Source organism: Micromonospora fiedleri, from assembly GCF_016774385.1.
Taxonomy (GTDB): domain Bacteria; phylum Actinomycetota; class Actinomycetes; order Mycobacteriales; family Micromonosporaceae; genus Micromonospora; species Micromonospora gifhornensis.
On sequence record NZ_JAETXL010000003.1, the window covers coordinates 496,999 to 510,722 of the forward strand.

Here is a 13,724-nt window from a genome sequence, read left to right on the forward strand (position 1 = left end):
TGACCTGCCTGTGCCGGGTGCTCGCGCAGCGGTGCCCTCATGTCTGTGCCTTGCCTCCGGTGATGCGGGAGACCACCAGGGCCACCAGGATGACCGTGCCGTTGAGGAAGTTGGTCCACTGTGCGGGCACACCGGCCAGGGTCAACACGTTGATGATCATGAACAGGAGCAGGACGCCGGTGAAGGCGCCGAAGACGGTGCCCTTGCCGCCGTTGAGGCTGACCCCACCGATGACGGCGGCGGCGAACACCTGGAAGATGGCGCCGCTGCCCTGCGCCGCGGGCACCGAGGCGAGCCGGCCGCTGATCAGCAGCCCGGCCAGGGCGGCGAGCATGCTGGCGACGATCAGCGCGATCCACAGCACCCGGTCGGTACGGATGCCTGCGGCGCGGGCCGCGTCGACGTTGCCGCCGATGGCGTAGAGCGCCCGACCGGCCCGGGTGTAGCCCAGCACCACGATGCCGACCGCGAACAGCAGCAACGACACCCAGATCGACACCGGTACGCCGAACCAGCTCGCCGAGCCCAGGTAGGTCATCGACTCGGGCAGGGCGAAGAAGGTCTTGCCACCGGAGATGCCGGTCAACAGTCCACGCAGCACGATGAGCATGCCCAGCGTGACGATGAAACCGTTGAGGCCGAACCGGACGATGAGCAGGCCGTTGAAGGCGCCGACGAGGGCACCGACGGCCAGCACGACCGGCACCGCCCAGGCCGACGGCAGCACGTCGAGCCCGAGGCCGCGGGTCAGGGCCGGGTCGATGACCAGCCAGGCGGCGATACCGGGGGCGAGCCCGAAGGTGGATTCCAGGGACAGGTCCATCTTCCCGGTGATCAGCACGATCGTCTGGGCGAGCACCACGATCGCGATCTCCGACATGCTCTGGAGCACGTTGATGATGTTGTCGGAGCTGAGGAAGACCGGGTTGACGACGAAGCCGACGATCGCGACCGCGATGATCGCCGGCACCAGGGCCAGGTCCCGCAGTCGGGCGATGGCCAGCGTCCGCGACGGCGGCCCGGCCGACGGTGGTGGCGCGGCAGCCGGCGACGCGGCGGTGGACAGCGTCTCAGACATGGTGGAGATCCACCCCTTCCATGGCGGCTACCAGATCGTTGTCGCTCCAGCCGTGGGCCATCTCGCGGACGACCCGCCCCTGGAACATCACCAGCACGCGGTCGCAGATCCGCAGGTCGTCGACCTCGTCGGAGACGACGAGCACGGTCGTGCCGCGGCGTCGTACCTGCTCGACGACGCCGAGCAGGGTCTGCTTGGACCGCACGTCGACACCGGCGGTCGGCGTGATGAGCACCAGCAGCTTCGGGTCGCTGGCCAGCGCCCGGCCCATCACCACCTTCTGCTGGTTGCCGCCGGACAGCTCCGCGACGGGCACCTGCGGGCCGGCCGCCTTGATCGCGAGATCGGCGATGCTCTGCCGGGCGAGGGCGTCGCGGCGCGCCGGGGAGATCAGACCCCGCCGACCGACCCGGTGCGGCACGGTCATCGTGACGTTCTCCGCGATGGACAGCAGCGGCACCAGCCCCTCCCGGTGCCGGTCCTGCGGGACCAGGCCCACGCCGGCGGCCAGCGCGTCGGGCACGCTGCCAGGACGCAACCGCCGACCGTCGAGGGTGACCGTCCCGCCCGCCGGGCGGGCCAGTCCGACGATCGCCTCGGCCACCTCGACCTTGCCGCTGCCGCCGCCACCGGCGATGCCGACGACCTCGCCGACCCTCGCCTCCAGCGACAGTTGCGCGCCGGAGGCGGTGACCAGGTCCCGCACCGACACCAGCACCGGCACCTCGCGCGACGGTGGCCGCGGTGCTGCCTCGGGCATACTCACGTCCTCGCCCGTCATGGCCGCCACCAGCGCCGGCCGGCTCAACTGCGCCACCGGGGCGGTCACGATGTGCCGGGCGTCGCGGAACACCGTCACCTGGTCGCAGATCTCGTAGATCTCCTGCAGGTGATGGCTGATGAACAGAAACGTCACGCCCTGGGCGCGCAGGTCGCGGATGCGGGCGAACAACCGCCCGATGCCCGCGCCGTCCAGTTGGGCGGTGGGTTCGTCGAGGATGATGAACCGGGCCCCGAAGGACAGCGCCCGGGCGATCTCCACGAACTGTCGCTGTTCGACGGTGAGCGTCGCGGCGGGTTGGCGTACGTCGACGTCGACCGACCATTCGGCGAGCAACTCCTCGGCCTGCCGGCGCAGGGTGTTCCAGCGGATCAGCCGGCCCGGCCCGCGGGCGTGCCGGTTGAGGAACAGGTTCTCCGCCACCGTCAGGGCCGGGATGATCGTCGACTTCTGGTAGACGCAGGCGACCTGCCGCCGCCACGCGTCGCGGTCGCCGAGCGGCGGTGCCGGCGCGCCGCCGAAGAGCACCCGGCCCTCGTCGGCTGCCTGCAGACCGGTGAGGATGCCGACCAGCGTGGACTTGCCGGCGCCGTTGCGCCCGACCAGGGCGTGCGTCTCCCCGCGCCGAACCACGATGCCGGCCTCGGACAGGGCCAGCGTCGAGCCGAAGCGTTTGGTGACGTTCACCGCCTCGACGACGGGCTGGTCGTCGCCGACCTGCCCGCCGGTCGGGGCTTGCCGGGTGGCGCTCATCCGTTGTTGCCCCACAGCGAGGCGTCGTCGAACTTCGTGGTGGGCTCGCCGCCGATCGGCGCGCCGTCCAGGGTCACCAGCGGCGCGGGCAGCTGGTCCTCCAGCAGCCCGTCACGCACCTGAATGATGGTGCTGCCGTGCTCGGTCGGGCCGGGCTGGAACGTCTTGCCCTCGATCGCCGCCTTGACGTACTCCAGCCCGTACTTGGCGTAGAGGTCGGCGGGCTGGCTGACGGTGGCGTCGATGAGGCCCTCGCCGATGTTCTTCAGCTCCTCGGGGATGCCGTCGTTGGAGACCACGAAGACGTGCGTGGGATCTGTCGGGGGCACCTGGAGACCGCGCTGCTTGAGGATCTGCAGCGTGCCGGCGAGGGCGAACGACGACTGCATGTAGATGCCCTTGATGTCCGGGTCGGAGGCGAACCGGGTCTGCAACTTCGACGCCGCCACGTCCGCCTTCCAGTCGGTGGCCTCGCCGAAGACGGTGATGCCGGGGAAGTCCCGTTGCATGCACTCGTTGAACGCCTCGGTGCGGTCCCGGCCGTTGATCGAGTCGAGACCGCCCTGGAGCATCACCACCTTGCCCTTGCCGCCGAGCTTGGTGCCGAGGAACTGGCAGGCCTTCGTCCCGTACGCGCGGTTGTCGGCGCGGACCACCATGAACACGTTGCCGGTGTCCGGCCGGGTGTCGATGGTGACCACCGGGAGCTTCCTGTCGTCGAGCTGGGCCAGCGTGGGCGCGATGGCCGCGGTGTCCTGCGGTGCCATCACCACGCCCTTGACCCCCTGGCTCATGAAGGTCTGGGTGTTCGAGATCAGGTTCGCGATGTCGTTCTGCGAGTTGGTGGTCTTCAGGTCGATCCCCAGCTCGGACGCGAACTGCGGCACGTAGGTGATGTACGAGTTCCAGAAGTCGGTGTCGGAGCGCGGGTAGTCCACCCCGACGAGCAGCTCGGAGCCGCCCGAGCCGGACCCGCCGGTCGTGTCGTTGCCGCAGCCGGCGGCGAAGGTGGCCGACGCGGCGAGCATCGTGGCCACCCCCATACCGAGCAGAGCCCTACGGTTCATTGCCGTTCCTCCAGATCGGGAAGTCATCGACACGGTCGCGCCCGCGGGTGGCGGCGACACGGGTCGGACGGGGATGGCGAAGGATCAGACATCTCAGGCAGCCTAGACATCGGACGTTATACGTTTTCGCCGCGTAACGTCAACGCCTCGATCCGGGACGGATGAGGCGTTCGGCAAGCGGGCGCGCGAAGGAGACGCGCCGAAAGGTCTGATGATTGGCGATGGCGACGACTCAGTGGGGCGAGCGGCTCACCCGCCGATGTTGGCGGTCACAACCGGTCGCCGATCGATCACTGCTTCCCGTCGAAAGGGCGCTGCGGGAACGCTAACATCGACGGCCGGTGATTGTCAGCCCTCGTCCCGCATCGTCCCCGGGAGGCGCACCGAAGACCGCCGTCACTGGCAGGCTGGGGGCATGAGTCGCCACATCCAAGTCACCTTCGACGCCCATGACCCGACGGCACTGTCGTCGTTTTGGCGGGACGTGCTGGGTTACGTACATCCGGGTCCGCCCGGGGTCGACCTGCCCGACGGCGCTGACCCGCTGGCCGCGTGGGACGACTTCCTCGCCCGACTCGGGGTGCCGCCGGAGGAGCGCAACACGCGATCGGCCATCGAGGACCCGGACGGGCACGGTCCCCGGCTGTTCTTCCAGCAGGTGCCGGAGGACAAGGTCACCAAGAACCGGGTCCACCTCGACGTGCGGGTCGCGCCCGGGTCGCAGGGCGACGAGCGGATGGCCGCGCTGGAGGCCGAGTGTGATCGGCTGCTGACGCTGGGCGCGAGCCGGCTACGCCGGGTCGAACCCGCGCCGCCGTTCGAGGCCGGCTTCATCGTGATGGCCGATCCGGAGGGCAACGAGTTCTGCCTGGACTGAACCGGCCACGAAGGGGTGGCACCCGACGCCACGGCCGGAGCGCGGCCGCGGCGTCGGGTCCTACTCCCCCAGGCAGTCGCGCACCGCGGCGCTGAGCAGGTTGGCCCGTTCGTCGTCGACGCCGCCCATCTGGTTGACCACGTAACCGAAGCCGACCTGGTGGGCGTCGTCGCCGAAGGCCAGGTGTCCGCCCGCACCGTCATGGCCGAAGCTGCGTGGCCCGACCATCGGCCGGGGCAGCGAGTGCACGAGGAACCCGGTGCCCCAGCGGTGTCCGGCGTCCGGGTGGCCGTACACCTGCTGGCCGGCGGCCCGGACGGCGATCGCGTCGTCGACGGACTCGGCGGTGAGCAGCCGGGGCCCGTCGACCTCCGAGACACAGGCGGCGTAGAGCCGGGCGAGGCTCTCGGCCGTGCTGACCGCGCCCGCGCCGGGGACCTGGGCCGCCTGGATGGCCGGGTCGTTGAAGCTGACCTCGTTGTTCTCGTCAGCCGGGAACGGGAAGGCGCCGCCCATGGTGATGGCGCGTTCGGAGACCGGATCGATCTCCGGGCCGGGATCGCCGATGGGTCCCAGCATCCAGGCGACCGCGTCGCGTTCGGCGGCCGGCAACCCGATCCAGGTACGCAGGCCGAGCGGCTCGGCGAGGGTCCGGGCGAACCAGACGCCGGGCAGCTCGCCGGTGATCCGGCGGATCACCTCACCGATCAGCCAGCCGAAGGTGATCGGGTGGTAGCTGTGCGCGGTACCCGGCTTCCACAGTGGCGCCTGCGCCTCGATCGCCTGGATCACCGGATCCCAGGCGAGCACTTCCTCCTGGGTGAAGGGCTTGTCCAGCGCCGACAGGCCGGACTGGTGGGTGAGCAGCCAGCGGACCGGGATCTCCGCCTTGCCGTGCTGGCCGAACTCGGGCCAGTAGCGGGTGACCGGGGCGTCCAGGTCCAGCCGGCCCTGCTGGACCAGCAGGTACGCGCAGATCGTCATGATCCCTTTGGTGCAGGAGAAGACCACGGCCGGGGTACGGGCGGTCCACGGTCGCCCCGAGCGGGGGTCGGCCGACCCGCCGTGCAGGTCGACGACCTTGCGTCCGCCCCGGTAGACGGCGACCGCGGCGCCCACCTCCTGCCGGTGGGTGAAGTTGTCACGGAACACGTCGGCGACCCGGCCGAAGCCGTCCTCGACGTCACCGTGGATCTGGGTGTCGGTCAACCCGCTATCCCTTCACTGAGCCCTGAAGCAGGGCCTTGATGAACTGCCGCTGGAAGATCAGGAACACGATGAGTGTGGGGGTGAGGATCAACAACGACCCGGCGCACAGCAGCACCAGGTCCGTCCCCCACTGTCCCTGGAAAGCGCCGAGCGCACCAGCCATGGTCCGCTTGGTGGCATCGTCGACCATCACGATGGCGAGCAGGAACTGGTTCCAGGTCCAGAGGAACAGCAGGATCGTCAGCGAGGCGATCGCCGGGCGGGCCAGCGGCACGTGGATCCGCCAGAACAACTGCCAGGTGTTGCTGCCGTCGACCCGCGCCGCCTCGGACAGTTCGGCTGGCACGTTCGTGAAGTGCGCCCGCATCCAGAACACCGCGAACGGCATGTAGAGGCCGATCAGCGGCAGGATGATCGCCCAACGGGTGTTGAGCAGGCCCAGGTCCCGCATCTGGTAGTACAGCGGGGTGACCACCGCCTCGAAGGGCAGGGTCAGCCCGAGCAGCAGCAGCCCGAAGGCGATGTGGCCGCCGGGTACCCGCAGGTGACCGAGGCCGAAGCCGGCCATGGTCGCGATGAGCACGCCGATCGGTACCACCCCGGCCACGATCAGCATGCTGGACTTGAGCAGGGTGCCCATGTTCGCGGCGGTGAAGGCGTCGGCGAAGTTGCTCCACTGTGGGTCCGACGGCCAGGCCAGACCGGTGGGTACGGTGCCGCGCGGTTGCAGCGCCGCCGACAGCATGCTCAGAAACGGCAGCAGGGTGACCACGACCAGGGCGATCAGGAAGATCCGCCCGCTCACCCGCTCGCTGCGACTGGTCAGGTTCATGGCTTCTCCCCTCGGGTCAGCCGCTGGATCGGCAGCACGCAGACCAGCACCAGCAGCATCAGCACCACGCCCAGGGCGGAGGCGAGCCCGACCTGCCGTTGGGAGAAGGCGAGCCGGTAGATCTCCAGGCCCGGCACGGTGGTCTGGATGCCCGGACCGCCGCTGGTGGAGATGTAGACGATGTCGAAGCTGGCCAGCGCCGCGATGACGGTGACCGTGAGGCAGACGCCGATCTCCTGGCGCAGGCTGGGCAGGGTCACCGCGAAGAACTCGCGGATCGGGCCGGCGCCGTCCATCCGGGCCGCCTCGTAGAGCGACGGGTCGATCTTGCTCATGCCGGTGACCAGCAGAATGGTGCAGAGGCCGAGCATGATCCAGGTCCCGATCACCCCGACCGCCGGCAGCGCGGTGCTGAACTCGCCGAGCCAGGGGCGGGTGACGCGGTCCAGGCCGACGGCCCGCAGCAGCTGGTTGACCAGGCCGTTGCTGGACAGCACCCAGCTCCAGGCGATGCCGGCCGCGACCAGCGGGATCACCTGCGGCAGGAACAGCACGGTACGGACCAGGGTGCCGCCCGGCCCGGTGGTGATCCGCCGTACCAGGCTGGCCACCAGCAGACCGAGCGCGACCGGGATGAAGCTGAAGAAGATGATCAGGACGAACGCGTTCGTGATGATCTTCAGCAGGTCCCGGTCGGTGAAGACGGTCAGGTAGTTGTCGAACCCGACCCACTGGGCCGGCCCGATGCCGTTCCAGCGGTACAGCGAGTACTGCACGGTCAGCGCGAGCGGGCGCAGCACGAAGAAGCCGTACATGAGCAGAGCGGGCAGGACCCAGAGCCACCCGATCCACCGGGTCGGGCGACCCCTACGGTTTCGGCGCGCGGGTTGCGCCGGGTCCGCCCCGCCGGGCCGGGTCGCGGTACCCGGCCCGGCGGGGACGCTGCCGAGGGCAGACGTCATCGGATTCCTTCCGTGGCTTCCCCGGCCCACGGGCCGGGGAAGAGGTCAGCGGGACAGTTCCTTCTCGTACTCGGCCTGCACCGCCTTGACGTAGCCCTGCGGGTTCTGCTGGCCGGCGATCAGCTTCTGCATCTCCGGGGTGATCGCCGAGGCGAAGATGCCGCCGGTGGCGTTGGCGGTGAAGTCGACGGCGCCGTTGTCCGCGCCGAGCTGCTGCGAGGCCTTGAGGGTCTCGGCCAGCACGGTGCCCTCGCCCACGGCCGGCAGCGCCGACGCGCTCGGACCGCCCGGGTGCGAGCCGCCGACGTTCACCGAGATCTCCCGGGCCTTGCCGTTGGTGTGCGCCCAGTTCAGGAAGTACGCGGCGGCGTCGGCGTTCTTGGCCTTGGCCCCGACGCCGAAGGTGTTCGGCGCGGACATCGCGACGCGTTTGGCGTCGGGGGTCTCACCCGGGAAGAGGAAGAAGCCGACGTTGCCGGCCATGTTCTTGTCCAGGTTCGCCGACTCCCAGTCGCCGTTGAACATGAACACGCCGTTGCCCTTCATGAACTCACCCATCATCGCGGTGTAGTCGATGGCGTTGGCGTCCTTCGGGAAGTACCCGACCTGGGCCCACTTCTGGATGGTCTCGGTGGCCTTGAGCGCGGCCGGGGTGTCGAAGGTGGCACCCGGCTTCTGGAAGATCCAGTCGGCGATCTGCTGCGGGTCGCCGAACTGGTTCTGCAGCGCCTGGTGCGGGAAGTTGATGCCGGCGGTGTTCTTGTTGAACTGCATGATCGGCTGAAGGTTCGCGGCCTTCGCCTTGGCCAGCAGGTCCTCGAACTCGGCGATGGTGGCCGGCGGCTGGGTCATGCCGATCTGCTCGGCCTGCTTCTTGTTGTAGAACACGCCGGTGACGCTGTAGCCCAGCCCCATGCCGTAGAGGGAGCCGCTGCCGCGCTGGGCGCCACCGTCGGTGAGCCGCAGCTGCACCAGCTGGGAGGCGGGGAACTTGTCCCAGCCGTGGGCGTCGAAGTACGGGTCCAGGTTCTTCAGCAGGCCGTCCTTGACCAGGTCGACCATGGTGGGCAGCCGGATGATGTCGGGCGCGTTGTCCGAGGCCAGGACGCGCGGCGCGTTCTCCACGATGACGGTGAACTGGTCCTCGCGGACGTTGAACGTGACGTTCGGGTGCTGCTTGGTGAACTCGTCGGCGAGCGCCTTGGCCAGCGGGAAGCCGGTCTCGGCGTACATCTCCAGGGTGATCGGGTCGGTGCCGAGCTCGGTGCTGACCGCGGCGTCGGCATCGCCCGACGGGGTCTGCTCCGTGCCCGGAGCGCTGCAGGCGGTGATGGTCAGGCCGGCGGTAAGCAGCGGCACGAGTAGTGCCAGCCGGCGTCGAGTGAACCTGGTGGAGAACTCCGGCACCTCAATGCTCCTTGACTCGTCCGCGTGCCTCGCCGTCTGGCGGTCCGGGCGCCCCGTGGATCGGCCTTCGGCCGGGTGGGACGTCGCGCCGGGACTCCGGCTCGCGGTATCCAATGACAAACTGGCGGATCACGCCCTCCGCCAGCGGCTCAACCACGTCGCTAAACTGATTTAGCAGAGCATGCGCGTGATGCCGAGGACTGTCAAGAACCAGTTGGCAACGGTCCGGAAACAGCCGGTTCACCTGACGGGCCCGACGCCGGCCGGGCCGCCCGCCGGTGATCGGTCCTTTGCCGCAACGCATCATGATGGGACGGCGGCGCTCGACGGACCGCCGCGATCGGAGGACTGATGGGCCGCAACCGAGCAACCCTGGCCGATGTCGCCAAGCGGGCAGGGCTGTCCAAGACCGCCGCCTCGATGGTGCTCAACGGGCGGGAGGGCACCCGACTGTCCGCCGAGGCGCACCAGCGGGTCTTCGCCGCGGCCGAGGAACTCGGTTACCGACCCAACGTGGCCGCGCGCAGTCTGCGTACCCGCAAGACCGCGACCATCGCGTTCGTCTCCGACATCGTGGCCACCACCCGCTTCGCCGGTGGCCTGATCCGCGGCGCGTTGGACGCCGCCCGCGAGCGCGACCACGTCCTGCTCATCACCGAGACCCAGGGCGACGCGACGTTCGAGCGGTACGCCATCGAGGCGATCCTGGACCGTCAGGTCGACGGCGTCATCTACGCCGCCATGGCCACCCGCCGCCTGTCCGTGCCGCCGGCGATCCTCAGCGGGCCGGTGGTGCTGCTCAACGCGACAAGCGCCGAGGACCTGCCCTGCGTGCTACCCGACGACGAGGGGGCAGGCGTCGCGATCGCCGAGACCCTGCTCGGGTACGGCCACCGGGACCGGATCGCCCTGATCGGGCGCAACCGGCAGAAGGAGCGCGACCCGGAGATCTCGCTGGCCGCCGAGGCGCGGCTGCGCGGCATCCGGGCCACCCTCGCCGCCGCCGGGGTCTCGTTGCTGGTCGAGAGCTTCTGTCCGGAGTGGCTGCCGGAGCACGGCTACACCGCGACCCGGGCGCTGCTGGCCCGCCCGGACCGGCCGACCGCGATCATCTGCATGAACGACCGACTCGCCTTCGGCGCGTACCAGGCGCTCGGCGAGGCGGGGTTGACCATCCCCGACGACATCTCGGTGATCTCCTTCGACGACGACCCCACCGCCTCGTGGCTGCGCCCGCGGCTGTCGACGGCCGCCCTGCCGCACGAGCAGATGGGGCGACGGGCGGTGGAGTTGCTGCTCGACGGCGAGGCCCCGGCGCAGTCGCTCGTGCCGATGCCGCTGCGACGGCGCCGGTCGGTCGCCGCGCCGGCCGGCTCACCTGCCGCCGAGCACGACTGACAGCAGAGCGGCGCTAGCCGCTAAACCGATTTAGTGGTACGTTCCCCGCCATGCTACGTCTGCCCGACCACTGGGTGTGGGACAGCTGGTACGCCCAGGACGACGACGGTTCGTGGCACGCATTCTTCCTGCGTGCCTCCCGCGCCCTGCTCGACCCGCACCGCCGCCACCGGCGCGCCTCGATCGGCCACGCCGTGTCGACGGACCTCCGCTCCTGGCAACTGGTCCCCGACGCGCTCGTGCCCGCCGACTCCCCCGGCTGGGACGACCTGGCGACCTGGACCGGCTGCACGGTCCGTGGCCCGGACGGGCGGTGGTACCTGTTCTACACAGGTGTCGGTCGGGCGGAGGACGGTCTCGCCCAGCGCGTCGGCCTCGCCGTCTCCGACGACCTGATCACCTGGCACCGGCACGGCGACGGCCCGCTCGTGGAGGCCGACCCGACCTGGTACGAGCTGCTCGACCCCCAGATGTGGTACGAGCAGGCCTGGCGTGACCCGTGGGTGTTCCCGGACCCGGCCGGCGACGGCTGGCACATGCTCATCACCGCCCGGGCCAACCAGGGGCCCGCCGCCGAACGCGGCGTCATCGGCCACGCCACCTCCCCGGACCTGCTGACCTGGACCGTCCGGCCGCCGCTGTCCGCGCCGGCCGGCTTCGGTCACCTCGAGGTACCCCAGGTCGCCGTCGTCGACGGCCAGCCGCTGCTGCTGTTCTGCACCAACGCCGTCGCCGACGGCCCCGAGCACCAACTCTGGGTGGTGCCCGCGCCCACGATCCAGGGCCCCTGGGACGTGGCCGCCGCGCAGCCGATCGCGCTGCCGAACCTGTACGCGCCCCGGCTGGTGCCCGACGGCGACGGCTGGTCCCTGATCGGGTTCCTCGACCACGTCGACGGCGAATTCGTCGGTGCGATCAGCGACCCGGTGCCGGTCCACTACCAGCCGGGCATCGGCCTGGTCCCCCGACTGCCGGCCGCCACGACCAGCGGAGGCTGAGGTGACCTGCGACCCTCAGCCGGCGGTCACCGTGCTCGGTGAGGCGGTCGTCGACCTGGTGCAGGGCCCGGACGGCAGGTTCACCGCCCACCCGGGCGGCAGCCCGCTCAACGTCGCCGTCGGCCTGGCCCGGCTCGGCGTACCGGCCACGTTGCTCGCCCGCTTCTCCACCAGCCGGTTCGGTCGCGTTCTGCGCGCACACGCCGACGCCAACGGTGTCGACCTGCGGCACGCCGTCGACACCGACGATCCGGCCACCCTGGCGATCGCCTCGCTCGCCGACGACGGGGTCGCCACGTACGACTTCTACGTCGACGGCACCGCCGACTGGCAGTGGCGCGACGAGGAGTTGTCCCCGGCACTGACCGGCCGGGGCATCCTGCACACCGGTTCGCTCGCAGTGTTCCGCTCCCCCGGCGCCGACCGGGTGGCCGACGCGCTGCGTACCGCGCGGGCCGAAGGCGCACTGATCAGCATCGACCCGAACATCCGTCCCGGCCTGCTCGGCACCCCCGAGCAGGCCCGCGCCCGCGTCGAAGAGTTGATCCGGCTGGCCCACCTGGTCAAGGCCAGCGAGGAGGACGTCGCCTGGCTCTATCCGGGCCGGCCCGTCGAGGACGTCCTGCGGCACTGGCGGGACCTCGGCGCCGCCCTCGCGGTGGTGACCCTGGGCGCGGGCGGGGCGCTCGCCCTCTCCGGCACCCGCGAGTTCCGGCAACCGGCACCGGCCGTCGAGGTGGTGGACACCATCGGCGCCGGTGACGCGTTCACCGCCGGGCTGCTGGCCGACCTGTCCCGGGCCGCCGACGGGTGGCCCGACGACGTGGTCGCCGCCGCGCTGCGGTACGCGGTCGAGGTCGCCGCCGTCACCTGCACCCGGGCGGGCGCCGACCCACCGTACCGACACGAGCTGTCGCACCGTGATCGGCCGGGCACCTCGGCCTGAGCACGCCAAGTGAGGTGCCCGCCCGCCGGGCCCGAGATCACCGGTCCACGGCCCCTGGTCGGCCGTGCCGCTGCGCGGTCGGCGCAGGCTCCGTCCGGGGCAGCATCGCCACTGCGACCATGTAGGCGGCGAGCAGACCGATGGCCGCCAGGGCAGGCAGCGACCGGCCGACCGGCAGCAGAAGGAGCGGTACGACACTGACGAGCAGGTGCACGAACCGACCGTCACAGCCGGACAGACGCCGGACCAGCAGCGTACTGAGCAGGTAGAGCGAGGTTCCGCCGTAGAGCGCGACGGCGCCGGGCCAGCCCAACGGCTGCCCACCCGGCTCGTCACCGGCGGAGAGCAGCGCGAGCACGTTCTCGAAGCCGAGCGCTGTGTAGATCACGCCGGCGAGCAGCGGCAGGTGCCCCAGGGAGTAGGCGTCCATGGCGATCCGGTCCCGCTGCTCGTCATGCGCGCGCAGCAGCGCCTGCTGGGCGACCGGGCTGACCCGGTCGAAGTGGACCGTGAACAGACAGGCGATCAGGACGAACCCGATCACTGCCGCGGCCAGCACCGGAGGCCTGGTGACCATGGTGCCGACACCGACGCCGACACCGGCCGCGAGGAACGACTCCCCCAGCGCGATGATCAGGATCAGTCCGTGTCGTTCGACGAAGTATTCGGGGCTGTGCAACGGCCATCCACCGAGCCGGGTGTGCACCACACCGCGATACCCACCAATCTCGATCACGAAGGCGAGCACCCACAGCCCGGTCTGCACCCAGCCGCCGTACCCGGCACCGATCAACAGGGGCACCCAGGCCAGGACGCTAGCCGCGGCGAAGCCCCGCAGCCGCCGCCGCAGCGTCGGCTCGCTCACCCAGTAGTAGAACGTCAGGGTCACGGCGCGCAGCAGCACGTACGACAGGGCCAGCAGCATCGGCCCGTCCAGACCCGGCCCTTCGGTCCAGGCCGCCGGCATGACCAGAGCCGCGATGAACAGCCCCGCCATCGCCGTCAGCACCGCCAGCCGTACCGGGGGCAGGTCGACGCGCGTCTGGTTGCCCAGCCAGAGGTATCCCGACCAGGCGAGCCAGAGCAACATCAACAGCAGCAGACCGCGTCCCATGGCCACCGGGTCCGGTGGTTTGCCCATGAAGGCGACGATGCGGGTGAGAGTGAAGACGAAGATCAGGTCGAAGAAGATCTCGAAGGGGATGACCGCGGACACCCCACGGCCGGGGGCCGGTCGGGGGATGCGCCAGCGACGGCCCACAGCCCGGCCGGGTCAGCTGCGCCGCAAGGCGAGCGGGCCTCGGCCGATGTCGCTGCTGCCGGATGCCGGGCGGCAGGTCCGCTGCGCTGCACCCTGCCCGCTGCCGTACGCCATCTTCCGACGCCCCTCCCTCGCCGCGACCTGCGCTTTTCCCG

Annotated in this window: 12 protein-coding genes; 4 read left to right on the forward strand and 8 right to left on the reverse strand. The window is 70.6% G+C overall.

Annotated elements, in window-relative coordinates; all coding sequences use genetic code 11:
* Nucleotides 1–37: 37 nt before the first annotated feature.
* Genes JMF97_RS10030 through JMF97_RS10040 form a run of 3 tightly spaced genes read right to left on the reverse strand, consistent with a single transcriptional unit; the run spans nucleotide 38 to nucleotide 3,679 of the window.
* Complete coding sequence (locus tag JMF97_RS10030) at nucleotides 38–1,078, reverse strand: ABC transporter permease (RefSeq protein WP_203221290.1); 1,041 nt, start codon at nucleotides 1,076–1,078, stop codon at nucleotides 38–40.
* A complete protein-coding gene (locus JMF97_RS10035) occupies nucleotides 1,071–2,612 on the reverse strand; it encodes a sugar ABC transporter ATP-binding protein (protein ID WP_203221291.1) in 1,542 nt (513 codons plus the stop codon). The genes JMF97_RS10030 and JMF97_RS10035 overlap by 8 nt, the downstream gene beginning before the upstream one ends.
* Nucleotides 2,609–3,679, reverse strand: a complete 1,071-nt coding sequence (locus JMF97_RS10040) for a sugar ABC transporter substrate-binding protein (protein WP_238359053.1) — start codon at nucleotides 3,677–3,679, stop codon at nucleotides 2,609–2,611. The genes JMF97_RS10035 and JMF97_RS10040 overlap by 4 nt, the downstream gene beginning before the upstream one ends.
* 415 nt (nucleotides 3,680–4,094) lie before the next feature.
* Here JMF97_RS10040 and JMF97_RS10045 point away from each other — a divergent pair, with 415 nt between their 5' ends.
* Nucleotides 4,095–4,556, forward strand: a complete 462-nt coding sequence (locus tag JMF97_RS10045) for a VOC family protein (protein WP_203221292.1) — start codon at nucleotides 4,095–4,097, stop codon at nucleotides 4,554–4,556.
* Nucleotides 4,557–4,616: 60 nt separating this feature from the next.
* Here the strand turns inward: JMF97_RS10045 and JMF97_RS10050 are convergent, their stop codons facing one another.
* The 4 genes from JMF97_RS10050 to JMF97_RS10065 are packed head-to-tail and all read right to left on the reverse strand — an operon-like array spanning nucleotide 4,617 to nucleotide 8,966.
* Nucleotides 4,617–5,765 (reverse strand): serine hydrolase domain-containing protein, encoded by a 1,149-nt coding sequence (locus JMF97_RS10050; RefSeq protein WP_203221293.1) that lies wholly within the window; start codon nucleotides 5,763–5,765, stop codon nucleotides 4,617–4,619.
* Between the two features lie 4 nt (nucleotides 5,766–5,769).
* Nucleotides 5,770–6,597, reverse strand: coding sequence for a carbohydrate ABC transporter permease (locus JMF97_RS10055; RefSeq protein WP_203221294.1), 828 nt, complete (start codon nucleotides 6,595–6,597; stop codon nucleotides 5,770–5,772).
* Nucleotides 6,594–7,559, reverse strand: coding sequence for a carbohydrate ABC transporter permease (locus JMF97_RS10060; protein ID WP_203221295.1), 966 nt, complete (start codon nucleotides 7,557–7,559; stop codon nucleotides 6,594–6,596). Before JMF97_RS10060 ends, JMF97_RS10055 begins: the two co-directional genes overlap by 4 nt.
* A gap of 45 nt (nucleotides 7,560–7,604) precedes the next feature.
* The gene (locus tag JMF97_RS10065) at nucleotides 7,605–8,966 is read right to left on the reverse strand and encodes an ABC transporter substrate-binding protein (protein ID WP_203221296.1); all 1,362 of its coding nucleotides are present in this window, start codon (nucleotides 8,964–8,966) and stop codon (nucleotides 7,605–7,607) included.
* A 351-nt stretch (nucleotides 8,967–9,317) separates the two neighbouring features.
* On the opposite strand from JMF97_RS10065, the gene JMF97_RS10070 reads away from it, so the two are divergent.
* The 3 genes from JMF97_RS10070 to JMF97_RS10080 are packed head-to-tail and all read left to right on the forward strand — an operon-like array spanning nucleotide 9,318 to nucleotide 12,308.
* On the forward strand, nucleotides 9,318–10,364 hold the full coding sequence (locus tag JMF97_RS10070; RefSeq protein WP_203221297.1) for a LacI family DNA-binding transcriptional regulator: 1,047 nt from the start codon (nucleotides 9,318–9,320) through the stop codon (nucleotides 10,362–10,364).
* A 50-nt stretch (nucleotides 10,365–10,414) separates the two neighbouring features.
* Nucleotides 10,415–11,362: a glycoside hydrolase family 68 protein gene (locus JMF97_RS10075; RefSeq protein WP_203221298.1), complete on the forward strand. Its 948-nt coding sequence runs from the start codon at nucleotides 10,415–10,417 to the stop codon at nucleotides 11,360–11,362.
* A gap of 1 nt (nucleotide 11,363) precedes the next feature.
* Nucleotides 11,364–12,308 carry a carbohydrate kinase family protein gene (locus tag JMF97_RS10080; RefSeq protein ID WP_203221299.1) on the forward strand — a complete coding sequence of 315 codons (945 nt, stop codon included), beginning with the start codon at nucleotides 11,364–11,366 and terminating at the stop codon, nucleotides 12,306–12,308.
* A gap of 37 nt (nucleotides 12,309–12,345) precedes the next feature.
* Here JMF97_RS10080 and JMF97_RS10085 read toward each other — a convergent pair whose 3' ends face one another.
* Nucleotides 12,346–13,524, reverse strand: coding sequence for a low temperature requirement protein A (locus JMF97_RS10085; RefSeq protein ID WP_203221300.1), 1,179 nt, complete (start codon nucleotides 13,522–13,524; stop codon nucleotides 12,346–12,348).
* Nucleotides 13,525–13,724 lie beyond the last annotated feature (200 nt).

Coding starts and splice junctions, on each gene's coding strand:
- JMF97_RS10030 (WP_203221290.1), bottom strand. CDS start 1,078: ATGTCTGAGACGCTGTCCACCGCCGCGTCGCCGGCTGCCGCGCCACCA.
- JMF97_RS10035 (WP_203221291.1), bottom strand. CDS start 2,612: ATGAGCGCCACCCGGCAAGCCCCGACCGGCGGGCAGGTCGGCGACGAC.
- JMF97_RS10040 (WP_238359053.1), bottom strand. CDS start 3,679: ATGAACCGTAGGGCTCTGCTCGGTATGGGGGTGGCCACGATGCTCGCC.
- JMF97_RS10045 (WP_203221292.1), top strand. CDS start 4,095: ATGAGTCGCCACATCCAAGTCACCTTCGACGCCCATGACCCGACGGCA.
- JMF97_RS10055 (WP_203221294.1), bottom strand. CDS start 6,597: ATGAACCTGACCAGTCGCAGCGAGCGGGTGAGCGGGCGGATCTTCCTG.
- JMF97_RS10060 (WP_203221295.1), bottom strand. CDS start 7,559: ATGACGTCTGCCCTCGGCAGCGTCCCCGCCGGGCCGGGTACCGCGACC.
- JMF97_RS10070 (WP_203221297.1), top strand. CDS start 9,318: ATGGGCCGCAACCGAGCAACCCTGGCCGATGTCGCCAAGCGGGCAGGG.
- JMF97_RS10075 (WP_203221298.1), top strand. CDS start 10,415: ATGCTACGTCTGCCCGACCACTGGGTGTGGGACAGCTGGTACGCCCAG.